Annotated in this window: 21 protein-coding genes; 13 read left to right on the top strand and 8 right to left on the bottom strand. The window is 63.0% G+C overall.

Annotated features, from left to right (window positions below):
* Nucleotides 1–108 precede the first annotated feature (108 nt).
* From FJ443_RS29725 to FJ443_RS29680, 10 genes are all read left to right on the top strand, one after another.
* Entirely contained in the window at nucleotides 109–465 is a 357-nt protein-coding gene (locus tag FJ443_RS29725) for an HNH endonuclease signature motif containing protein (protein ID WP_140583484.1), read from the top strand.
* Nucleotides 462–1,094, top strand: coding sequence for a hypothetical protein (locus tag FJ443_RS29720; protein ID WP_140583481.1), 633 nt, complete (start codon nucleotides 462–464; stop codon nucleotides 1,092–1,094). Before FJ443_RS29725 ends, FJ443_RS29720 begins: the two co-directional genes overlap by 4 nt.
* Nucleotides 1,087–1,728 (top strand): hypothetical protein, encoded by a 642-nt coding sequence (locus tag FJ443_RS29715; protein WP_210239646.1) that lies wholly within the window; start codon nucleotides 1,087–1,089, stop codon nucleotides 1,726–1,728. The genes FJ443_RS29720 and FJ443_RS29715 overlap by 8 nt, the downstream gene beginning before the upstream one ends.
* Nucleotides 1,725–1,889, top strand: coding sequence for a hypothetical protein (locus FJ443_RS31370; RefSeq protein WP_181175163.1), 165 nt, complete (start codon nucleotides 1,725–1,727; stop codon nucleotides 1,887–1,889). The genes FJ443_RS29715 and FJ443_RS31370 overlap by 4 nt, the downstream gene beginning before the upstream one ends.
* Nucleotides 1,882–2,241: a hypothetical protein gene (locus FJ443_RS31510; protein WP_210239644.1), complete on the top strand. Its 360-nt coding sequence runs from the start codon at nucleotides 1,882–1,884 to the stop codon at nucleotides 2,239–2,241. Before FJ443_RS31370 ends, FJ443_RS31510 begins: the two co-directional genes overlap by 8 nt.
* Nucleotides 2,238–2,732 (top strand): hypothetical protein, encoded by a 495-nt coding sequence (locus FJ443_RS29705; protein WP_140583476.1) that lies wholly within the window; start codon nucleotides 2,238–2,240, stop codon nucleotides 2,730–2,732. Before FJ443_RS31510 ends, FJ443_RS29705 begins: the two co-directional genes overlap by 4 nt.
* Before the next feature lie 219 nt (nucleotides 2,733–2,951).
* Nucleotides 2,952–4,139 (top strand): site-specific integrase, encoded by a 1,188-nt coding sequence (locus tag FJ443_RS29695; protein WP_140666805.1) that lies wholly within the window; start codon nucleotides 2,952–2,954, stop codon nucleotides 4,137–4,139.
* Between the two features lie 438 nt (nucleotides 4,140–4,577).
* Complete coding sequence (locus FJ443_RS29690) at nucleotides 4,578–5,975, top strand: cytochrome B6 (protein WP_140521803.1); 1,398 nt, start codon at nucleotides 4,578–4,580, stop codon at nucleotides 5,973–5,975.
* A gap of 49 nt (nucleotides 5,976–6,024) precedes the next feature.
* Nucleotides 6,025–6,627 (top strand): DUF4142 domain-containing protein, encoded by a 603-nt coding sequence (locus FJ443_RS29685; protein WP_140493992.1) that lies wholly within the window; start codon nucleotides 6,025–6,027, stop codon nucleotides 6,625–6,627.
* A 117-nt stretch (nucleotides 6,628–6,744) separates the two neighbouring features.
* Nucleotides 6,745–7,254: a DUF892 family protein gene (locus tag FJ443_RS29680; protein ID WP_140493990.1), complete on the top strand. Its 510-nt coding sequence runs from the start codon at nucleotides 6,745–6,747 to the stop codon at nucleotides 7,252–7,254.
* Between the two features lie 80 nt (nucleotides 7,255–7,334).
* Here FJ443_RS29680 and FJ443_RS29675 read toward each other — a convergent pair whose 3' ends face one another.
* From FJ443_RS29675 to FJ443_RS29660, 4 genes are all read right to left on the bottom strand, one after another.
* Nucleotides 7,335–8,609: an O-antigen ligase family protein gene (locus FJ443_RS29675; RefSeq protein ID WP_140656111.1), complete on the bottom strand. Its 1,275-nt coding sequence runs from the start codon at nucleotides 8,607–8,609 to the stop codon at nucleotides 7,335–7,337.
* Nucleotides 8,606–10,141, bottom strand: coding sequence for an undecaprenyl-phosphate glucose phosphotransferase (locus FJ443_RS29670; protein ID WP_140493986.1), 1,536 nt, complete (start codon nucleotides 10,139–10,141; stop codon nucleotides 8,606–8,608). The genes FJ443_RS29675 and FJ443_RS29670 overlap by 4 nt, the downstream gene beginning before the upstream one ends.
* 93 nt (nucleotides 10,142–10,234) lie before the next feature.
* Nucleotides 10,235–11,365, bottom strand: coding sequence for a glycosyltransferase family 4 protein (locus FJ443_RS29665; protein WP_140666803.1), 1,131 nt, complete (start codon nucleotides 11,363–11,365; stop codon nucleotides 10,235–10,237).
* Nucleotides 11,366–11,374: 9 nt separating this feature from the next.
* Nucleotides 11,375–11,938, bottom strand: coding sequence for a polysaccharide biosynthesis/export family protein (locus tag FJ443_RS29660; protein ID WP_140493982.1), 564 nt, complete (start codon nucleotides 11,936–11,938; stop codon nucleotides 11,375–11,377).
* Nucleotides 11,939–12,191: 253 nt separating this feature from the next.
* Between FJ443_RS29660 and FJ443_RS29655 the strand changes: the two genes are divergently transcribed.
* Nucleotides 12,192–14,441 (top strand): exopolysaccharide transport family protein, encoded by a 2,250-nt coding sequence (locus FJ443_RS29655; RefSeq protein WP_140666801.1) that lies wholly within the window; start codon nucleotides 12,192–12,194, stop codon nucleotides 14,439–14,441.
* Between the two features lie 46 nt (nucleotides 14,442–14,487).
* On the opposite strand, the gene FJ443_RS29650 is transcribed toward FJ443_RS29655, so the two are convergent.
* On the bottom strand, nucleotides 14,488–15,714 hold the full coding sequence (locus FJ443_RS29650) for a GNAT family N-acetyltransferase (protein ID WP_140666799.1): 1,227 nt from the start codon (nucleotides 15,712–15,714) through the stop codon (nucleotides 14,488–14,490).
* A gap of 88 nt (nucleotides 15,715–15,802) precedes the next feature.
* On the opposite strand from FJ443_RS29650, the gene FJ443_RS29645 reads away from it, so the two are divergent.
* Nucleotides 15,803–16,861 carry a polysaccharide deacetylase family protein gene (locus tag FJ443_RS29645; RefSeq protein ID WP_140493976.1) on the top strand — a complete coding sequence of 353 codons (1,059 nt, stop codon included), beginning with the start codon at nucleotides 15,803–15,805 and terminating at the stop codon, nucleotides 16,859–16,861.
* Between the two features lie 17 nt (nucleotides 16,862–16,878).
* Here the strand turns inward: FJ443_RS29645 and FJ443_RS29640 are convergent, their stop codons facing one another.
* Nucleotides 16,879–17,094, bottom strand: a complete 216-nt coding sequence (locus tag FJ443_RS29640; protein WP_140522178.1) for a DUF2842 domain-containing protein — start codon at nucleotides 17,092–17,094, stop codon at nucleotides 16,879–16,881.
* A gap of 183 nt (nucleotides 17,095–17,277) precedes the next feature.
* On the opposite strand from FJ443_RS29640, the gene FJ443_RS29635 reads away from it, so the two are divergent.
* Nucleotides 17,278–18,366: a COX15/CtaA family protein gene (locus FJ443_RS29635; protein WP_140515730.1), complete on the top strand. Its 1,089-nt coding sequence runs from the start codon at nucleotides 17,278–17,280 to the stop codon at nucleotides 18,364–18,366.
* Between the two features lie 82 nt (nucleotides 18,367–18,448).
* On the opposite strand, the gene FJ443_RS29630 is transcribed toward FJ443_RS29635, so the two are convergent.
* Nucleotides 18,449–19,291: an aminoglycoside phosphotransferase family protein gene (locus tag FJ443_RS29630; protein ID WP_210239458.1), complete on the bottom strand. Its 843-nt coding sequence runs from the start codon at nucleotides 19,289–19,291 to the stop codon at nucleotides 18,449–18,451.
* Nucleotides 19,288–20,214, bottom strand: a complete 927-nt coding sequence (gene argC / locus FJ443_RS29625) for an N-acetyl-gamma-glutamyl-phosphate reductase (RefSeq protein WP_140515734.1) — start codon at nucleotides 20,212–20,214, stop codon at nucleotides 19,288–19,290. Before argC ends, FJ443_RS29630 begins: the two co-directional genes overlap by 4 nt.
* Between the last annotated feature and the right edge of the window lie 28 nt (nucleotides 20,215–20,242).

Genomic DNA, 20,242 nt, shown 5'->3' with positions numbered 1-20,242 from the left:
GTTCGGCGGGGGCAGTGGCCACGCTAGCGGGCAGGGCGGTGGCGGTGCCGGTCGGCGATCAAATAGCGACCTTGACGACGACATCCCATTTTTTATGGAGTGGCGCTGATGACCGAGGTTTGGAAGCCGTCGGTCGACGGGCTTGAGGTCAGCAGCTTCGGCCGCATCCGCGTCTTGGCTTATCAGAGGGAGATGCCTTACGGCGGTGTCCGCACCTATGGCGGGCATGCTTGGCTTGGCAACATAGCCCGCGATGTCAGTAGGCCGCGCCGCGTGATCCGCTTCCGTGGCAAGACTCACAAGGTTCATCGCCTCGTTTGCGAGGCGTTCCACGGTCCCGCGCCGTTCGACAACGCCGACGTCCTGCACCGCAACGGCGACACGCTCGACAACGTTGAGACCAATCTCCGTTGGGCGACGCGCGCCGAGATCCTTGCACAAGTTCCGCTGGGTATCGCAGCATGAGCGACGATCATATCCAGGCTATTCGCACGCACGTCGAGAAGCACGCCGGCAAGGAGCGAGCGACGTTCTCAGTCGCCGGCATCACAGCTCTGCTTGCCGCGCTACCCGCCGCCAAGGGAGACACGGCACTCGCAGCGCTCACCGATATTTTGCGATGCGATGACGAGGCCCGGCAGGCAACCATGGCCGGTGCCACGTTGAATGGATACGGCCTAACAGACATGTTCGACTACGCACCGAACAAGGCGAGCCGATCCGCCGATTTAGACCAATGCCTCGCACGCGCACGCCTCGTCATCGCATCCCTATCCCCGCCACCCGCTCCAGGGGAGGTCAGGACGGCGTTCTTCGCAGGCTTCAGCGCCGGTGAAGCAGCGGGCAAGTTCGGAGACGACACCGATAGCGAAGCTTGGGACCGCTTTGCCCTTTCCACCCCCACGGCGCCAGAACTGGGAGCGGTGCACCGCATCGAACACGACGGCTTCGAAGGCACGGCGCAGGGCAGCTATGTCACGCGCGAGGGCAAGCATGGCGTCGTTTTGCAGCAGGTCGGCACGAAAGTCGTCCACGTCTATGGGGAACGCTGGCTGAAGCCGGCGGCGGCCTCAGAGGAGGGTGGCTGTGGCTGATCTCCCCATCCTGTTTTCCGCCCCGATGGTCCGCGCGCTGCTCGCCGGCACCAAGACGCAGACGCGGCGGGTCGCTACCGAGACAACTCTGCCGCACCTCCGTCGTGTCGACGATTTCCATTTGTCTACCGGCGCCGGTCTGTTGACGATGAACCATTATTTCCGCATTCCGTATGCCGTCGGCGACCGCCTTTATGTCCGCGAGGCATGGAAAACCCATGCGGCGTACGACGACGTTTCGCCCGCGGCTATGGGCGGCGATGAAGCCATTTTATACGTGGCGGACGGTGTCCATCAGACCTGCGGGTATCCAGCCATCACCAAGCTCGGCCGCTTCCGCCAGGGCATGCACATGCCGCGCTGGGCTTCGCGGCTGACGCTGACCGTCACCGATGTTCGGGTGCAGCGCTTGCAGGACATCAGCGAAGCCGACGCGGTCGCCGAGGGTGTCCAGTCCGTTGATGGGCTGTTTCATATCGCCAACGACCATCATGCCGCCAGCCCGATCACAAGTTATTGCGGGCTATGGGACAGCTTAAATCACGATCGCGGCTTCGGATGGGACACCAACCCGTGGGTTGTGGCCGTCACCTTCAGCGTTGAATGCCGCAATATCGATCAGGTGGCACCATGATCGAAGCCGTCCTCACCCGCCTCCGCGCTGGCGACAGCATGCACATGCAGTTCGTCGCCATCGCCGATCGGCTGAAGACTGCCGGCGAGATCATGGAGTTCGGCGACAGCCTCTTCGGCCTGATCGGCAATTCGCAGTCGTGGGGAGGTGAGCGTGTCTGACCGGACCCCATGCCTCAACCCGCGCTGTGGGCGCACATTCAAAGCTGAAGATGGCGTGGGAACTGTCGTCTGCGGAAAGTGCTGGAAGCTGCTCCCGATGTCGCTCCGCCATCGCGACAGGCAGCTCCGTCGTCGATCGAAGTTGATCACCCGCATGGCTGCCAAGGGCAACGATTTCCGCCGGCGCGGTAGGAAGCACGATTCTCCAGATCGAGGTGCCCCACAGGCGTTCACCATGGGCACCAAATTTGACCGGCTATGGAACCGCCATTGGGATCGCGTCCGCGCGTTCTTCTTGACGCCGGACAAGCCGGCCGGGCTGGAAACCTTCCTCGAGGAGATCGGGCTATGACGCCAACGCTCGTCCACCGCTACACATGGCCGGTCCGCGAAGCGATCGAGCACCTGCTCGGTGGCGCCGCCGGCGATTGTGATGCTTGGCGCATCCGGATCGAGGGCGATGAAGTCGTCATCGATGTTGTCGGGCCGGCGGAGGTCAGTTTCCGCGTTGGCGAGTACGAATACACGGTCGACGGCCGAGCGCAGAGCACATCCGAAGCGGAGGAAAAAATCAACACGGCAACGGCGGCGCCCGTCGATCCGCCACGCAAGGGCGGTCCGCTTGCCCGCCAGGCCGGGATCATCTGCGGTGAGAAGGGGTTCTGGACGTTCTTGGCGAAGAAATATGGAATGACCATCGCGTCGGTTGACGATGCCGCGAAATGCCTGAAGGCGCTGTGCAGCGTCGAGAGCCGGATCGATTTCGACTACGATGAAGGTAAGGCCGCCAGCTTCCGCGAGATCGACAAGACCTACCGGCTTTGGCTGGAGGGCTACGACTGATGCCATATCATCCAGAAACATGGGGACCATCGCCATGCCGCTCTTGACGCCTGAGGAGGCATGCGCGGAACTGGGCATAGGCGAAGACACCTTGCGCGCGATGCGCAAGGCTGGCGAGATCCCGTACATCAACGTCGGGCAGGGAAAAAAGCGCGAAACTCCACGGTACGAGCTCGACGACCTCAATGCCTGGAAGGCGCGGAGAAAGAAGGTCGCAGAATGTCCGTCTATCGAAGGCCCGACGCCAAGGATGGCGCGTTCTCGTACGATTTCCAGCTCGGCGGTCGCCGATTTTCTGGAAGCACTGAACGCAAAACGGAGCGGGAAGCCAAACAGATAGAGAAGATTAAGCGCGAGGAGGCCCGCGCTGTCATCAAGGCTGAGGCCGCCCTGTTTGCGCCAGACCTCACCCTTCTCAACGCCACGGCAAGATATTGGCAGGAAGTCGGTCAGCACCACGAAAACGCGTCAAACACGCTCTGGTCGATGGGCTGGCTGAAGGATCACTTCGGCGAATCGATCCTCCTCCAGGAGATCGGCGACAGCAAGGTTGCCGCTATGGTGGCGAAGCGTCGCGGCGAGTTCGTGCCGTCACGACGATTGCCTGGCCGCAAGTACAAGACGCCGGAGGTGCGACGGCGGGTCAGCAACGCCACGGTGAACCGGACGGTGACGCAGCCGCTGCGCGAGATCATTCTGCGCGCCGGCGCCCTCTGGGGCGCCAGGACGGCGACGATCGACTGGTCCGAACATCTGTTGCCGGAGCCCAAGGAGCGAGTTCGCGAAGCCAGCACCGGCGAGGAGGCCGCGATCATGGCCGAGCTCGGCCGCGGCTACGATGTCGCCGTCGAATTTGCCTTCATCAACGGCTGCCGGCGTATGGAGATCCTCGGCCTGGAGTGGTCTCGGGTCGATTTCTTCGGCCGCCAGTTCACCGTGGTCGGTAAGGGCAACAAGAGCCGAGTCGTCCCTATGACGAAGCGGACATTCGAGATCCTCTGGGCCCAGCAGAACTTCCACGCCGAGAAGGTGTTCACCTATGTTGCCGCCCGGACGGTCAAGATGGGCAATCGCGGCCTCATCAAAGGCAACCGATACCCGCTCACTGAGGCCGGCCTGAAGATCGCGATGCGCCGGGCGGTGCCGAAGGCGGGCGTCAAGAACTTCCACTTCCACGATACCCGCCACACCGCGGCGACGCGCGTGCTGCGCAACAGCAATCTGAAGGTGGTGCAGCAGCTGCTCGGCCACGAAGACATCAAAACCACGACGAAATACGCGCATGCGATGGTTGAAGATGTCCTCAACGCCCTAGAAGCCGCCGGCGCAAAAGGTCCCACGGAAAGTCCCACGAAAACGAGAGAGACGACGGTCAAGGGCTTGAAAGGTTTGGGGAAAGCCGGCTGAGAGCATTTTTCCCCCAGTCAAGTGCGCTACCGGGCTGCGCTACACTCCGGACCGCGCAAAGCCATATATATTCGAGGCTTGGCGCGCAAGCGCTAAAACCGCCTCCGGAAGCAGAACCAACCATCGCCGATAAATCGCGTCAAACCTGACCGGAAGTCCCACGGGCGTTCGCGGGTCCCTCCATGGACCATGCCACGAGCAAGGCTTCCTTCAGAGTAAATGCCTCCACCTGTCGGGGCCCTCTTGGCCGGGAATTGCTTTCCAAACGTGGCGTCGCCGTTCGAGGCGGCGAAGATGTCGCCCTGCATTCAGAGATGACGAGCCCGGCGATGGCTCAATCCGGTGGCGGAAACAAATTCCCTCTCGCCAACTCCCGCCTTGGAACAAACCGCCCCCGGTCCGGTTTGGCAACCGTCCGGGGAACTTAGGAGGGACGAAATGACCGGCAAACTCCATATCGGCCTTCCGTGCGCGATCATCGTCGCGGCGGCCAGCATCAGTGCGTTCTCGGATCCGCTGCCTCCTGACATCACCTATCGGCCATTGCCGAGCCAGCCCTTTTCCGCGGTGAAAGCCGATGACGAGGCGCAGAAGCCTGGCGTGATGGAGCGTCAGAAGAAGCTTTTGGAGCAACGTTATGATCTGGCTGACCGTCCGATACCGGGCGTGATGATGACCAACGGCAAGAAGCCGGTCCAGGGTGGCGTCAGGGTCAAGCTGGCGGGTGGCTCGACCTGGGACAGGCTAAGCTCGATGAGCCCCGGCGATATTCGTGACCAGGGTCTTCTGCCGGCTGGCTTCCTGCCGCTACCTCATGTCAAGCAGGCTGCCGGAGGCCAAGTGTTTCCCGAGAAGGAAATCCGCGAGATCGGCCGCCAGGAAGGCCGTGATCTGCGCCGCTTCGACGTCGATTTCGATCTTCCCGATCACCTGACGCCCGAATTCCCGCCACCGATTTTCCTGACCACCCACCCTGAACTCGGCGATGTCTCGCGTGGCGAACTGCTTACCATCCGCAATTACTACGAGATCATGAACGGCATCATCACCCCAGTACAGATGGAGGGTTTGCGGCTTCTGCTGACGCCATTCCCGCAGGAAGAGTTCAATCAGACCGAGGACCGCAAGGTCGCTGGCCAGAGCATGGGTGTCGCCTGCCTTGATTGCCATTCCAATTTCAACACTAACGCCGCCTTCCATCAGACACCCGACATCAGGCCGCAGGCGGCGCGCTTCCGTCTCGACACCACCAGTCTGCGCGGCCTCTTCAACCAGCAGATACATGGATCGAAGCGCTCATTGCGGTCCGTGGAGGATTTCACCGAATTCGAGCAGCGCACCGCGTATTTCAATGGCGATCATGTCAGTGCCACCCGCAAGGGCGTCAACCTGCCTGACCGCCCGAACCAGGTGGCGATGATGGCACAGATGCAAAACATCATCGATTTCCCGCCGGCGCCTAAGCTCGATCCGTTTGGCCGCCTCGATCCGGCACTGGCGTCAGCAGAGGAATTGAAAGGGGAAGCGGTGTTCATGGGCAAGGGCCGCTGCTCCCAATGCCACAATCCGCAGACGTCCTTCATGGACAACAACATGCACGATCTGAAGCTCGATCGTTTCTACAAGCCAGGACAGACCGTCAACGACATGGTCGAGCTTCCCGACGGTCCGATCAAGACGTTCACGCTGCGCGGCATCAAGGACACGCCGCCCTATTTGCATGACGGCCGCCTGATGACGCTCGCCGACACGGTCGAGTTCTTCAATCTGGTGCTGGGCACCAAACTCGACCAATCGGAAAAGGACGCGCTGGTCGCCTATCTGCTCGTGCTCTGAGAAAGCGCGCCGTGATATCCGGCGCGATACGCTTCCCGAGGAGGTTCGCATGCGTCTACTCGCAACTGTCGTGGGGCTTGCGCTTCTGCCTGCCGCCACCGCCTTCGCCCAGTTCGGCAATCCGGCTGGCATGGCGCCGGACACGATGAAGGAATCTCCCGGCAAGCCAATGCCTCACCAAACCAACTATCAGGACCGGCTGTTCGCGCAGCTTACCGCTGCTGGCGGTCTGGCCGAGGTCCGCTTCGGCGAGCTTGCCGGAAAATCCGAAAATGCCGCGGTGAAAGACTTTGCCCGCAGGATGGTTGACGACCACCAGAGGGCGAACGACAGGCTGAAGTCGCTCGCCGAAGCGGCCAAGATGCCGCTTCCGCCTGGGCTGGATGCCGAGCACGAGGAGATGCGTACCAGGCTGGAAAAGCTTACAGGCGTCGAATTCGATCTGGCTTACATCAGCGGCCAGATCGTCGAGCATCAGAAGACTGTGCAACTCCTTGAATGGGAGATCGGCTCCGGCCAGGATCCGGATGTCCAGCATTTCGCCTCGGATATCCTGCCGGCCGTACTGGAGCATCTGCGAATGGCGCGGGACGTCCGCAGCAAGCTGGTGAACCCGGCATTGGCCGATGCCTCGGGCCAGAGCAAGAAGTGACCGTCGCGTCGGCGGCCAATCCGCGCGTTGGCAGCGCCTCTGGCCGAACCTGCCATAGCCCGGGCGGAACAATGCTCTCCACTCGCGGTTTGGGCGAGCAACCCAAGGGAGACCTTCATGACACAATCGCGCGACTGGTTGATACAATGGCTGAGAGACGCTCACGCCATGGAGGAGCAGGCCGAGACGATGCTCTCCGGGCAACTGTCACGCCTCGAAAGCTATCCGGAACTCGGCGACCGCATCCGTCAGCATCTCGACGAGACGCGGCAGCAGGCCTCGCGCCTCAAAAGCTGTCTTGACCGGATCGGAGAGGGATCCTCCGCGATGAAAGACGCAGGCGGCAAGCTCACCGCCATGGCCCAGTCGATCAGCGGCGTGTTTGCCGGCGACGAGGTGATGAAGGGCTCGCTCGCCAGCTATACTTTCGAGCATATGGAGATTGCCTCCTACACGATGCTCATCGCCGCGGCCAACGCCGAAGGGGAGGCCGAGGTGGCGCGTGTGTCTGAGCAGAATCTGCGCGAAGAGGAGGCGATGGCGGATTGGCTCAAGAGCCATCTCGCCGAGACGACGCAGATGTTCCTGTCTCGCGCCGCGGCCGACAGCGATGCCGCAAAACGATAATCGGGCCTGTCATCGCGTCGAATTTCGCCGGCCATGATCGTGCGACAGCGGCAGCGCGCGCTGCCTGTCGGCGGCGGCGACTATCGAGCCGATAGCGCTCCGCGGTCACGTGAAGCTTTCGGCATCGCCAGCCGTAATTGCCGCTGATGACGGTGTTCCAGCGCGATCGCGCCCCAGACCAATCCGAGCAGCAGATAGACGTGGCGCCAATGGTCGATGTCGATGAAGGTGCCGAGCCCGACATTGCCGATGAAGGCGACATAGGCGCACAGGAGATAGGGCTGCCATGGCCGGTCGCGCAGCAGGATGCGGAATCCGGCACATATCGTCCAGAGGACAAGCGTCAGGAACGATACGAAGCCGAGCCAGCCATAATCCATCAGCATCTTCAGCCAGATGTCGTGGGTGTCCTCGCCGAAGATGGTGCCGAACACCAGAGGCCCGATGCCGAACGGGTGCTCCATCGCCATTTGGAAGCCGATTGCATAGCGGGCGAAGCGGCCGAGGCGGGCGGTGTCGTAGCTCTGTTCGAGATGGGCACGGTTGGAGAACATTTCCGCCACGCCCGGCAGCTGCAGGATGACGATCATGGCGATCGTCAGCAGCGACAATGCCGCGATGGTCATCACCACCACGCGCAGCCGGAACATGCCGCTGTTGCTCTGCAGGAACAGGCAGCCGGTAAGCAGAACGGCAGAGACGGCAAACATGCCCCAGGCGCCGCGCGAGAAGGAGAAGAAGATGCCTGATGTGATGATGAGCAGCGGCACCGCCAGCAGCGGCATGCGCGAGACCGGCCCGGTCAGCAGCAGATAGAGCAGATAGATGCCGGGCAGAACCAGGAACGGCCCGAACACGTTCGGGTCCTGGAAGGCGCCTGCGGCGCGGTCGTATTTGGTGAACATCTCCGCGCCCGGGAAGGCATGGAAATACCCTGCTATGCCGAGCAGCGAAGTCATCACCGCGGATACGACATAGGCAATGAAGATCAGCCGGTAGAGGCTCGGCTGCGTGGCGGTGACCGATGCGAAGAAGACCGCGCTGAAGGCGAGAAACAGCGACACTGCAAGGTAGAGCGGCGTGTTGGCGAGGTCTGACATCTGCGTCATGGCGATCATGCCGCCGATATTCATCGTCACCAGAAGCACCAGCAGCGGCGCGGCCGCGTGCGAAATCCTCAAACCGAAAAGCGCCCAGATGGCGATCAGGCCGGCCATGTAGATCTCGTAAGGAGCCGGCTCGCTGATGACGAAGCCGGAAAGCAGGATGCCGAGCCCGACCGCGCCCGAGGAAATCAGCGCGATCAGCTTCGCATTGACCGCCGCGCGCGGCAGGTCATGGGTGACCGCGCTCAATAGGCGTTTTCCGTGTTGAGCAGCCGAATCGGCGTCAGGAACAGGATCCGCAGGTCGAACAGCATCGACCAGTTCTCGATATAATAGAGGTCGTATTCCGTCCGCATGCGGATCTTCTCGTTGGTGTCCATCTCGCCGCGCCAGCCATTGATCTGCGCCCAGCCGGTAACGCCGGGCTTGACCTTGTGGCGCGCGAAATAGCCGTCGACCACTTCGTTGTAGAGCAGGTTGTGCGACTGCGCGGCAATCGCGTGCGGCCGCGGGCCGACCAGCGACAGCGAACCCAGCAGCGAATTGAAGAACTGCGGCAGCTCGTCGATCGAGGTCTTGCGGATGAAGCGGCCGACGCGGGTAACGCGCGGGTCGTTCTTGGTGACCGTCTGTCTGGCGGTCGGGTCCGACCGGTCGGCATACATCGAGCGGAATTTGTAGACTTCGATCACCTCATTGTTGAAACCATGCCGCTTCTGGCGAAACAGCACCGGTCCCTTGCTGTCGAGCTTGATGGCGATAGCGGTCGCCAGCATCACCGGTGAGAACACGACGATGCCGATCAGGCTGAAAACGATGTCGAAGGCGCGCTTGGCCACCGAATCCCAGTCGTTGATCGGCTTGTCGAAGATGTCGAGCATCGGCACCGAGCCGATGTAGGAATAGGCGCGTGGACGAAACTGCAGCGCGTTCGAATGCGCCGACAGCCGGATGTCGACCGGCAGCACCCACAGTTTCTTCAGCAATTGCAGCACGCGCGATTCGGCGGTCAGCGGCAGCGACACGATCAGCATGTCGATGCGGGCGATGCGGGCGAATTCGATCAGCTCCGAGATTGTGCCGAGCTTGGGATAGCCGGCGACGATAGGCGGCGAGCGTTTGTCGCTGCGATCGTCGAAAATGCCGCAAATGCGGATGTCGTTGTAGGGCTGCCTCTCGACCGAGCGGATCAGGACCTCCGCTGCCTTGCCGCCGCCGACGATGACGGCGCGCCGCTCCATGTGGCCGTCGCGCGCCCAGCGCCGGATCAGCTTCGACATCACCAGCCGCAGGCCGAAGATGAGAATGAAACCGACGGCGAACCAGGTGCCGAACAGCAATCGTGAATAGTTTTCAGATATCTTCATCACGAATGCCGTCAGCGCCATGAGGGCGAACGTGCCGGCCCAGACCAGCAGCAAACGTCCAAAATTGGCGATCGGCCGCATGAGCGAGACGATCTGGTAGCAATCGGTGACGTCGAGCAGCACCACTGCAAGGAACGACGCGGCGGCGATCGTCAGCGGATATTGCCAGGCGAAATAGTTGAAGAAGCCGACAAAGTAGAAATAGACGCCGAGGCCGGAAAGGAACAGCACTGCGAACTCGACCATCCGCAGGACGCCGCTGACCATGATCGGCGACATCGTATCGCGCCGGTATTGCGAGGCGACCTGACGGGCGACATCATTCATGCCGCCCGGCATGCCGCCATCGGTCGGGGTGTCGAGTTTGCGCACAGCCTCTGCCGAAAAGCGGTGCACGGGATCGATCTCGTTCATGGGATTTCCGCAAGCTTCCCCCAGGCAATAGCAAAAGAGAGCTAAGAAACCCTTGAAACAACGCGTGGCTTTGGAAGGGCTTGGGCCGGTGGTTTATTTGGCCAGCGCCGCGAAATACGCTTTCTCGATCTCGGCAGCCATGACATCGGCTCCGAAGCGTGCCTCCAGATCGGCGCGATCGGGCATCAGTTTTCGATAGGCGGCGGGATCGGCCAGCGCTTCGGCGATCTTGTCGGCAAGCTGCAACGGATCAGGTCTGATCAGGGCAGGGGAATCGGCGCCGAAGATCTCCGGTATGCCGCCAACGGCCGTGGCGATCATCGGTTTTCCCGCCGCCAGCGTCTCGAGCACGACATACGGCAATGCTTCGGCGCGCGAAGGAACGACGACCAGCGCGCCCAGCGCAAAGGCATCCCTGGCCGGCATCGGCGGCAGGAAACGCACATTGCCGTCAAGCCCGAGCCGCCTCACTTGCGCGCGGTACCGAGGCAGGTTGTCGCCGTCGCCCACCATGACCGCGCCCAGCGGGCGTCCGAGCCGTGTCCCGGCAAGGGCCAGCGCGTCGATGAAGATGTCGGGTCCTTTGAGGTCACGCATCATGCCGATGTAGAGCAGGTCCACCATTCCGGGCTTCTCCGGAACGGGGTCGAACTCAGCCGCGCGCAGGCCATTGTAGACCAGCGCGTTCGGAATGGGCGCCTCGCCGATCTTCCTGCGATAGGTGCGTCGCTCATAGTCCGAGACGAACAGCAGACAGTCGGTGAAGTGAGCCATGGATCGCTCGAGCGCGAAGAACAGCTTTCCCGTGAACGTGCTCTCGTCATAGTGGAGAGAACCGCCATGCGGCGAATAAAGGCGGGCTACGCGAGACCTTGATACCCGCAACAATGAGCCGAACAGACGGGCATAGGCGCCACCCTTGGCGCCGTGCCCGTGCAGCACGTCCGGCCGCAATTCCTTGATGATTCCGTAGGTGCGCCAGGCCGAGGCGAGATCCCCCAGTCCGACATGGCGCTGCATCGGCGTGCGATGGATGCCGAGCGCCAGCATGGCCTTCATCCGCTCGAACAGGCGCTCCTCGTATTCCCCGCCTGTGGTCGAATCGCACACGATGCCGACCGAATGGCCGGCGGCGACCTGAGCTTCCGCGAGGTCCCGCACATGCCGAAAGATCCCGCCGACAGGTGAACGAAAGCAATGGACGATCCTGAGTTTGTCCGCCACGTGTGTTCGTCAGAACAGACGTTCACGCACATAGACAGTATCTCCGGGCAGCAGCGGGTCTGACGTGACAACCCGGCCGGTCATCACCTTGCCGTTGATATCTCGGGTGATGTCGACGCTTTCCTGGTTGGCGCGCGGCGTGAAGCCGCCGGCAATGGCGACGGCTTTCTGAACGGTGAGGCCGGGCACATAGGAATACTGGCCGGCGGCGCCCACTTCGCCCATGACGAAGATAGGCCTGTAGCGGTCGATCTCGACGGAAACGTCAGGATCGCGCAGATAGCCTTGGCGCAATTTGTCGGCGATTTCCTTTTCCATCTGCTGGGCGGTGTGGCCACGGGCCGGCACGGCACCGACCAGCGGGAAGGAGAGATAGCCGGACTGGTCGACACTATAGGTGTTGGTCAGCCCGTCCTGCTCGAACACGGTGACGCGGACGCGGTCGCCGGCGCCCAGGCGATAGGGTTGATCGAGCACCTCGTGGAAGGCGGCCGGCGTCGGCCGGTAGCTGGAGCAGCCGGCAAGCATCGACACGGCAAGCAGCGCGCGAAAAAGGGAAGCAGTGCTTTTCATGACAGGACACATACCTTCGACTGGCCGCTGCGGCGTCGCAGCAAACATCTGAGAGCGCGTCCGTTATCGTCCTGTTAGGGTTAATGGCCGGTAAAGGGTACGACCGATACGGCATCGATCGACAGGAGTTTTACAACTTTGGCGATTTTGCTTGGCGCCTCCCAGTAAGTCCTAGCGGAAGCTTGCTGTGATCTTAACGGCTGAGTTACCATAGTTGTTTACGGTGCACGCGATCCGTATCGGAGTAGGATGCATGTCCGTTCAGTCCACGGCCGCAGACGTTGACGTCGATCTTGGGCAGCTCTTCGCCAGCCTGGCGAGGAACTGGCTGCGAATATTGGTCGTCTCCCTGGTGGTCACCGGGTTGGCGTTTGCGCTCGCTTCGCTGGCAACCAAGCACTACAAGGCCCAGACGCAGGTTCAGATCGATACGCGTGAATCCGTCTACACGCGCCCCGCCGGCAGTAATGACAGCGACAAGCCGATCCTCGATGAGCAAGGCGTCGCCACCCAGGTCCAGATCATTTCGTCCAACGAAATCCTGAAGCGGGTGGCGCAGAAGCTTGATCTGTCGCGATTGCACGAATTCGATGAAACTGTCGATATGTCGCCTCTCAGCCGCCTGCTGATCCTGGTGGGGTTGAAGAACGATCCCCTGGATATCCCGGTCGATGAGCGCGTCCTGAAGAAGATGCGCGAGAAGCTCAACGTCTATGGCGTCGAAAAGACGCGTATCATCGCCATCGAGTTCTCCTCGGAAGATCCCAAGCTCGCGGCTGCTATCCCCGATGCCATTGCCGCCGCCTACATTGCCGGGCAGGGCGCGGCCAAGCTCGAATCCAACACCGCCGCGGCGGACTTCCTGGCTCCCGAGATCGCCGATCTGCAGAAGCAGGTCAGGGATGCCGAGGCCAAGGTCGCCGCCTATCGCGCCCAGTCGGACCTTCTGGTGGGCGGCAACAATTCTGTGCTCGCCACCCAACAACTGGCCGAACTGTCGACCGAATTGTCGCGGGTGCGGGCCAACCGCGCCGCCGCCGAGGGCACCGCCGACAGCGTGCGCAAGGCGCTGCAGAATGGCGGCTCGCTGGATTCGCTGCCCGAGGTGCTGTCATCCGATCTGATCCAGCGCTTGCGCGAACGGCAGGTCGAACTGCGCGCCAACATCGCCGACCTGTCGACGACGCTGCTCGACAATCATCCGCGCATTCGCGCGGCAAAATCACAGCTGGCCGATCTCGACGCGCAGATCCGCAGCGAAGCTCAGAAGGTGATGAAGGGGCTGGCCATGCAGGCCGATGCCGCCAAGTCACGTGAGAGCCAGCTCGTCGCCGACGTCAACACGCTGAAGGCGGCTTCCGCGGAGGCAGGCGAACAGCAGGTCGGTCTCGATGCGCTGCAGCGTGACGCTGCCGCCAAGCGCCAGCAGCTCGAACTTTACCTGACCAACTACCGCGAGGCGGCTTCGCGCCAGGATCGCAATTACGTGCCGGTCGACGCGCGTGTCATCTCGAAGGCCGTAGTGCCTTCCGAGGCCTACTTCCCCAAGATCGGGCCGATCGTCGGTGCTGCTTTTGCCGCCTCGCTTTTGCTCATGTCGGTGTTCACGCTGCTGCGCGAACTCTTTTCCGGCCGCGCCATGCGCCCGGCCAGCGGCGCTCGCTTCGAGCCGATCGACGAGGTGGCGATGCCGGTCGCGGCCAGGGAAACGACGATCATTCCAGAGTCCGGGCCTGAGCACCACGCTGAGAAAGCGGTGGAACCGGAGATGATGGTGGAACCGGATCTGCCCTCGCCGGCGGAATCTGTCATAGAGGTCGAACCCGCCGCCGGCGCACCGGTCGCCGAAACCGTCCCTGTTGCCGAGGCCGTCCCGGTCGCCAAAACCAGGCCGCGTTCGGTGCTGGGCGAGATCGACGTTGAAAAAGCGGCGGAAAAGCTGATCGCAAGCGGCGCCGCGCGCGCCATCTTCGTGTCGCCCGAAGGTGACGAGGCGGCCGCGTCCGCGATCCTGGTAGCGCGTGAGGTCTCCGACGCCGGCCTGCGCGTGCTGCTGCTCGACCTCACGGCTTCCGGCGCCGCCTCGCGACCGATGCTCGACAGCGGACTGTTCCCGGGCATCACCAATCTGCTCGCGTCGCAGGCGCAGTTCAGCGAAGTCATCCACCCCGACCTCTATTCCGACTGCCATGTCATTCCTGTCGGCACCGCCGATCCGGTTCGCGCCATGCGCGCCGCCGACCGGCTGCCGATCATCATGCAATCGCTGACCACCGCCTATGACCTGGTGGTGGTCGAATGCGGTCCCGCCGACGCCCAAGGCATCAGCCGTCTGGGTGGGGATGCGACCGAGGTGTTCCTCTCCATGCTGGAGCCGGATGATGAGGTGACGCAGGCCGCCGTCAAGCTTATCGAGAATGGCTATCCGGAGTTGACGCTGGTGACCCCGCTCGGCCACGAACCGCCGGGCACCCCGGTGCCGGGAAGGCGCTCGGCGGCTTGAGTCCGATGAGCGGCGCTTGTGGTCATCACGTTGGAAGGTGGGCGGGTTAGCTACCGTCCTCGGCGGGCGCCGGCGCCTGGCCAGCGGCCTTGCGACGCAGCAGCTTGGTCAGCTTCCAGATCGTCGGACTGTTCTTGACGACGGCTTTCAGCCTGGCGCTTTGCCGCAGCCCCAGCGCCAGTGCGCGGCCTTTCGACGTCAGCGGAACCAGCACCTCGAAGTGCTGCGTTTCGATATCGCACCATAAACGCTTGTACGGCTCGTCGCCGACCGAGAAATCATAGACGTCGAAACCCGCCTCGCAGGCTTCCTGGATATTGTCGAAGAACAGGAAGTCGCCGGGGCTGGTGTGGGCGAGGTCATCCTCGGCGATCGCGCCGAACTCGCAGATCAGCCGTTTGCCCGAGCGGCTCGATCCGGTCACGGCGCGAAGCTTGCCGGCGACCTCGAGCCCGTGCAGCACGAAGGAGGGCTTATCCTCGGCAAGCGCCTCGGTGAACAGAGCACGGAAGAACGCGCGCACTTGATTGTCGCCGAAGACGTTGGCGATGCCCATCCTGCGGAAGCGGGATTCCTTCATCTCGAAAAAGCCGTCGAGCAGCCGGCCGACCTCGTCCACGGTCCGCGCCTCGATGCGCCGATGGCTGCCGATGGCCTCGAACTTGCGCGTCTGCGAGCGGTGCTTCTTGCGTTTGCGCTTTCCGTTTGCGCGAGAGAGCAGTGCATCGAAACCGCCGACCAGGTCGACGGCGAGCGACAGGTTCGGGCTGTCGAAATAATCGAACGAGGCGAGTGGGTTGGCTACGCCATCGAGGTCGGGCAGCAGGCGTTCGAAGGCGACGAGATCGATGTCGGGGCGAGCCTCGGCTATGGCCGCCAGGGTCGAACGAATAGCCGCACTGTCCGCCCTGGCAAGCCATTGCGGGTCGGCGGCGACGAAATTGCCATTGGCGTGGCGGCCGCCCATGAAGCGCGCAACGCGGAACGGCCCACGGCCGACGACCTCCAGCGCCAGTGCGAAAACCGGTCTGCCTTCGCAATTCAGCATCGCCACGACCGGGTCCGGCTCGACCTGCGCGGCCCAGTTGCGGACCCAAACCGCACTCTGCGCCGGCGCGAACACGGCGGAGCGGCAGAACGCGGCATAGGCCGCGAGCCCATCGGCGGAAGCGGTGGAAACCGACAGCCCAGCCGGCTCTATCGGCGGCACACTGGGCGGGGCTTCGATTGCCGCCAGGCGATTGCCGTCAAATGACGCGGCCGCGTCAACCATACCTCAATCCTTAGGGCGTATTGCTGCCGATTTGGGGGCGCTCAGGCGTATCCGTGCTTGGTTCAGCCTAGGCGCAAAAGGTGAAGGAATGATCGACGGCGGGGAGGCAATCCGAAAGCTGGCGCTCAACGTCGCCCGCTATACCGGCCTCGCACCGCTGGCCAAACCGCTGGTCGGCGGTATTGGCGCCATCCTCATGCTGCACCGCGTTACGGCAAAGCCCGAAAAGCCCGACAGCGTCAACCGTCATCTCAACATTGCGCCCGGCTTCCTCGACGCCATGATCGCCGGCCTGAAGGCGGATGGCTACGCCTTCGTCTCGATGGACGAGGCGGTGGAGCGTATCGCGGCGCGCCGCAAGGGCGGCCAGTTCGCCGCCATCACCGCCGACGACGCCTATCGCGACAACATGACCGAAGCCTTGCCGGTGCTGGAAAAGCACGGCGCGCCGATCACCATCTATGTGGCTCCGGGGCTGATCAACGGCACTGCGGATCTGTGGTGGGACGTGGTCGAGGATCTCGTCAACGCGGGCGATCGCCTGACCCTGACGACGTCCGACGGGCAAACGACGATCGACTGCACCAGCCCGGCCAAAAAGCTCCAAGCCATCGCACGGCTGCACACCTATCTCACCACCGAGGTTCGCGAGGAGGACCTGCGCGCCGTGCTGCGCGAACTGGCGCATGCGAAAGGCGTCGACGCCGGCCGGCCGCGCGTCGACACGCTGATGACCTGGTCGGAGATCCGCGCGATCGCAGCGCATCCGCTGGTAACGATCGGTGCTCATACGATCAACCACAGCAATCTGAAGCGGCTTTCAGAAGCCGACGCGCGGCACGAAATCGTCGGGGTGAAGTCCATCCTGCGAGCCGAGCTGGGCGAGGAGCCGCGCCATTTCGCCTATCCCTACGGCTATGCCAGCGCCGTCGGCTGCCGCGAAGTGGGCTTTGTCCGCGATGCCGGCTACACTTCGGCCGTGACCACACGCCATGGCGTGCTGCGCGCCGCACACGCCGGCTTCCTGCACGCATTGCCACGCATCTCGGTGAACGGCCGCTACCAGAATCTCGCCCACATCCGCACCATGCTGTCTGGCGTGACGACGCCGCTCGCCAACGCCGGAAAGATGGTGGTCACCGTCTGAGGCGGGCCGGCAACGGTTCAGCGCTTGGGCCGAGGCTCCAGCATCAGCCATTTGATGATGCCCATGGCCGGCAGCACCCAGAGCAGGCCGCTTAGCAGGAAGAACAGGAAATGCGTCCACGGGCCCGCCTCGGACAGCCGGGCGACCGCGAAGATCGATGCGACCAGCGCATAGATGATCACAAGCGCCACCAGCAGGAACATTCCGATCAGCTTTTTCAGGCGCACGGGCATGGTTGGCCTCCTGGAGCCGGGGTAAAGTGCGGCCCAGCTCAATGTGTCGGCTTCGCCATAGGCCTTGACGCGAAGCTGTGCAACCCGACAGACGCGGCGCGACGGCGTGCCGCGCCGCCCGGTCTTGCATGCGGGAATGCGATGGTCCACCAATCCGCGACTTCAACCTGCCGGGATAAATCCATGGCCGCCATTACTGCCGCGCCTTACGAGGCGCGTGACCGCGATCTGCACAACCGCGCGCTGGTGCGCGGCTGGCTCTACGTCGTGCTTCTGGTGCTGTTCGCGCTGGTGCTGGTCGGCGGCGCCACAAGGCTCACCGAGTCCGGCCTGTCGATCACCGAGTGGCAGCCGATCCACGGCGTCATCCCGCCGCTCAACGACGCCGAATGGCAAGAGGAATTCCAGCGCTATCAGCAGATCCCGCAATATGCCGAGCTCAACAAGGGCATGAGCATCGAGGCATTCAAGTCGATCTTCTGGTGGGAGTGGGCGCATCGTCTCCTGGCGCGCAGCGTCGGTCTGGTTTTTGCCTTGCCGCTGCTGTTCTTCTGGGCGGCGCGCCGCATCGAGCGCGGACTGGGGCCGAAGCTGGTCGGCATCCTGCTTCTCGGCGGTCTGCAGGGCGCCATCGGCTGGTGGATGGTTGCCTCCGGTCTGGTCGACCGCGTCTCGGTCAGCCAGTACCGGCTCGCCACCCATTTGACGCTTGCCGCGCTGATCTTCACGGCGACCATGGTCGTCGCGCGCGGCTTGGCGCCGCATTCGGAACCTGCGGCCGATCGTTCGACCCAGAAACTGGCTGGTTTCATAGTGCTTCTGGCGCTGATCCAGATCTATCTCGGCGGTCTGGTCGCCGGGCTCCACGCTGGCCTGAGCTACAACACCTGGCCGCTGATGGACGGCAAGATCATTCCCGGCGATCTGCTGATCCTGGAGCCGGCATGGCGCAATTTCTTCGAAAGCCCCAAGACGGTGCAGTTCGTGCACCGGATCGGCGCCTACACGGTGTTCGTCGTCGCCCTGTGGCACATGATCGCCACGCGTCGCCGTCTGCCCGGTTCAACGCATGCTCGTCGCGCGACGCTGTTGTTTGCCCTGGTGCTGGTGCAGGCCTCCGTCGGCATCGGCACGCTGTTGATGCATGTGCCGCTGCACATGGCGCTGACCCACCAGGGATTCGCGTTGATCGTGCTGGGGTTCGCCGCCGCGCATTGGCGCGGCACCAAGGGCGCATATCCCTTGCCCCACGAGATCGCCCTCGGACGCTGAGTCTCTCCGGTCACATCCAGAACGTTCGACTGCGCCATCGTCTTGTCGCCGTCGAATTCCGCCTGACGCAAGGCGGCACGGATCAGAAGCCGAGCCGTACCGTTCGGATCGCTGCTGCGACCGACAGTTCGCGGTTCTCCTCGATCGCGTTGTCGTCCTCATGGTGCCAGGAAGCCGACAGGCAGCCATAGGCGATGGCGTGATCCAGTATTGCCGCCGGCGTCTGGCTCAGCGTTCGCGCAAAAACTTCAGCCATCCCGGCAATCCGTGGGGGATCGAGACAAAGGTCGTCGCGATCAAGAGGATTGTAGAACATGTTCGCGGCATCGAATCCCGGGTCGCCGAGAACGCCCTTCGGATCTATCGCCAGCCAGCCGCGTGCTCCGTGCATGATGTTGTCGTGATGGAGGTCGCCATGCAGCGGCCTGATATCATGCGGACCACCCAGCAGCCGGTCGGCGATTTCCGCCGCTTCGACATAAAGGCTGTTCCGGCCAACGACACGGTCGGCCTCCGCTTTCTTGAACAGGCTGGAAAATCGTTCCCGAAGCGGCTGCAGGTCGGGCGGAGCGGGGTGATCCGATGGCGAAAACAGCTTTGCCATCACCTCCGCCGCGATTTCCGTGGCGGCCAAATCTCCCTGCTCGGCAAGAACATGCGACAGCATGGTCTCCCCGGCATATTCGAGCAACATGGAATGCCCGTCGCGGCCCAGCAGCCGCACGGCGCCTTCGCCGCGCCGCCAGGCAAGGAAATGCTCGCCGCGCAACTCGTCTGCGACGTCATCGAATGGCTTCAGCGCCTTGACGATCGCCGGCGAGCCGTCCTCGCGCCGCACCTTCCAGATGCGGCTCGAAAAGGTCTCGGCGATGAGCTCGGGCGCGCTGATCTTCCAACGGTCCGGAAATGCCGGTGCCGCCATCAGAGGCCGAGCATCAGGTCCATGTTCTGTACGGCAGCCCCCGATGCCCCTTTGCCGAGATTGTCGTAAACGGCGAGCAGCAGGGCCTGCGCGCGCTTGTCATTGGCAAAGACGTAGAGCTTCATGCGGTTGGTGCCATTGTAGATTTCCGGATCGATCTCCGGAATGCGCTCCAGATGCGCATAGGGCGCCACTTCGACCACGCCGCCCTTGATGGCGGCGAAATGGTCGGCGATGGCTGCATGGAGTTCCGCACCGGTCGGCACATGGTCGAGGCCACCGAGCTGCAGCGGCACCACCGTGATCATGCCTTGCGCGAAATTGCCCACCGCTGGCTGCATGATCGGATCGTGCGACAGTTTCGCATAGGCCCTGAGCTCCGGCACGTGCTTGTGCTGGAGGGTGAGCCCGTAGGGTAGAAATTCAGAGGCGTCCTCGCCCTTGGCGACATAGTCCTCGATCATCGGGCGGCCGCCGCCCGAATAACCGGAGATGCCGTTGACGGTGACCGGGAAATCCGCGGGCAGAAGGCCGGCGGCGACCAGCGGCCGCAGCATCGCGATCGGTCCTTGCGGCCAGCAGCCGGGATTGGCGACGCGTTTTGCCGCCCCGATCTTCTTCGCCTGCTCCTTGTCCATCTCGGCAAAGCCATATTCCCAGCCTTGCGCGACGCGATGCGCGGTCGAAGCATCGATGACTCTGGTGGTCTCGTTGGAGATCAGCGACACGCTTTCCTTCGCCGCATCGTCCGGGAGACACAGGATCGCAACGTCGGCGGCATTGAGGAATTCGGCTCGCGCCGCCGTTTCCTTGCGGCGCTCGGCGGGAATTGAAATGATCTCCAGGTCGCCGCGCTCGGCAAGCAGCGCCCGGATCTGGAGGCCGGTGGTGCCGTGCTCGCCGTCGATGAAGATTCTCGGTTTCATTGGCTGATCAAATTCCCTGATATCGAAA

The organism is Mesorhizobium sp. B2-6-1 (assembly GCF_006440475.1).
Lineage (GTDB): Bacteria > Pseudomonadota > Alphaproteobacteria > Rhizobiales > Rhizobiaceae > Mesorhizobium.
Note: the sequence above shows the minus strand (reverse complement) of the source record. Positions and strands in the feature narration are given on the sequence as shown.

Excerpts from the sequence above, each read along its gene's own strand:
- FJ443_RS29705 (WP_140583476.1), top strand. The coding sequence starts at position 2,238 with ATGACGCCAACGCTCGTCCACCGCTACACATGGCCGGTCCGCGAAGCG.
- FJ443_RS29635 (WP_140515730.1), top strand. The coding sequence starts at position 17,278 with ATGGCCGCCATTACTGCCGCGCCTTACGAGGCGCGTGACCGCGATCTG.
- FJ443_RS29680 (WP_140493990.1), top strand. The coding sequence starts at position 6,745 with ATGACACAATCGCGCGACTGGTTGATACAATGGCTGAGAGACGCTCAC.
- FJ443_RS29670 (WP_140493986.1), bottom strand. The coding sequence starts at position 10,141 with ATGAACGAGATCGATCCCGTGCACCGCTTTTCGGCAGAGGCTGTGCGC.
- FJ443_RS29655 (WP_140666801.1), top strand. The coding sequence starts at position 12,192 with ATGTCCGTTCAGTCCACGGCCGCAGACGTTGACGTCGATCTTGGGCAG.
- FJ443_RS31370 (WP_181175163.1), top strand. The coding sequence starts at position 1,725 with ATGATCGAAGCCGTCCTCACCCGCCTCCGCGCTGGCGACAGCATGCAC.
- argC (WP_140515734.1), bottom strand. The coding sequence starts at position 20,214 with ATGAAACCGAGAATCTTCATCGACGGCGAGCACGGCACCACCGGCCTC.
- FJ443_RS29695 (WP_140666805.1), top strand. The coding sequence starts at position 2,952 with ATGTCCGTCTATCGAAGGCCCGACGCCAAGGATGGCGCGTTCTCGTAC.
- FJ443_RS29640 (WP_140522178.1), bottom strand. The coding sequence starts at position 17,094 with ATGCCCGTGCGCCTGAAAAAGCTGATCGGAATGTTCCTGCTGGTGGCG.
- FJ443_RS29645 (WP_140493976.1), top strand. The coding sequence starts at position 15,803 with ATGATCGACGGCGGGGAGGCAATCCGAAAGCTGGCGCTCAACGTCGCC.
- FJ443_RS29685 (WP_140493992.1), top strand. The coding sequence starts at position 6,025 with ATGCGTCTACTCGCAACTGTCGTGGGGCTTGCGCTTCTGCCTGCCGCC.
- FJ443_RS29720 (WP_140583481.1), top strand. The coding sequence starts at position 462 with ATGAGCGACGATCATATCCAGGCTATTCGCACGCACGTCGAGAAGCAC.
- FJ443_RS29650 (WP_140666799.1), bottom strand. The coding sequence starts at position 15,714 with ATGGTTGACGCGGCCGCGTCATTTGACGGCAATCGCCTGGCGGCAATC.
- FJ443_RS29660 (WP_140493982.1), bottom strand. The coding sequence starts at position 11,938 with ATGAAAAGCACTGCTTCCCTTTTTCGCGCGCTGCTTGCCGTGTCGATG.
- FJ443_RS29725 (WP_140583484.1), top strand. The coding sequence starts at position 109 with ATGACCGAGGTTTGGAAGCCGTCGGTCGACGGGCTTGAGGTCAGCAGC.
- FJ443_RS29690 (WP_140521803.1), top strand. The coding sequence starts at position 4,578 with ATGACCGGCAAACTCCATATCGGCCTTCCGTGCGCGATCATCGTCGCG.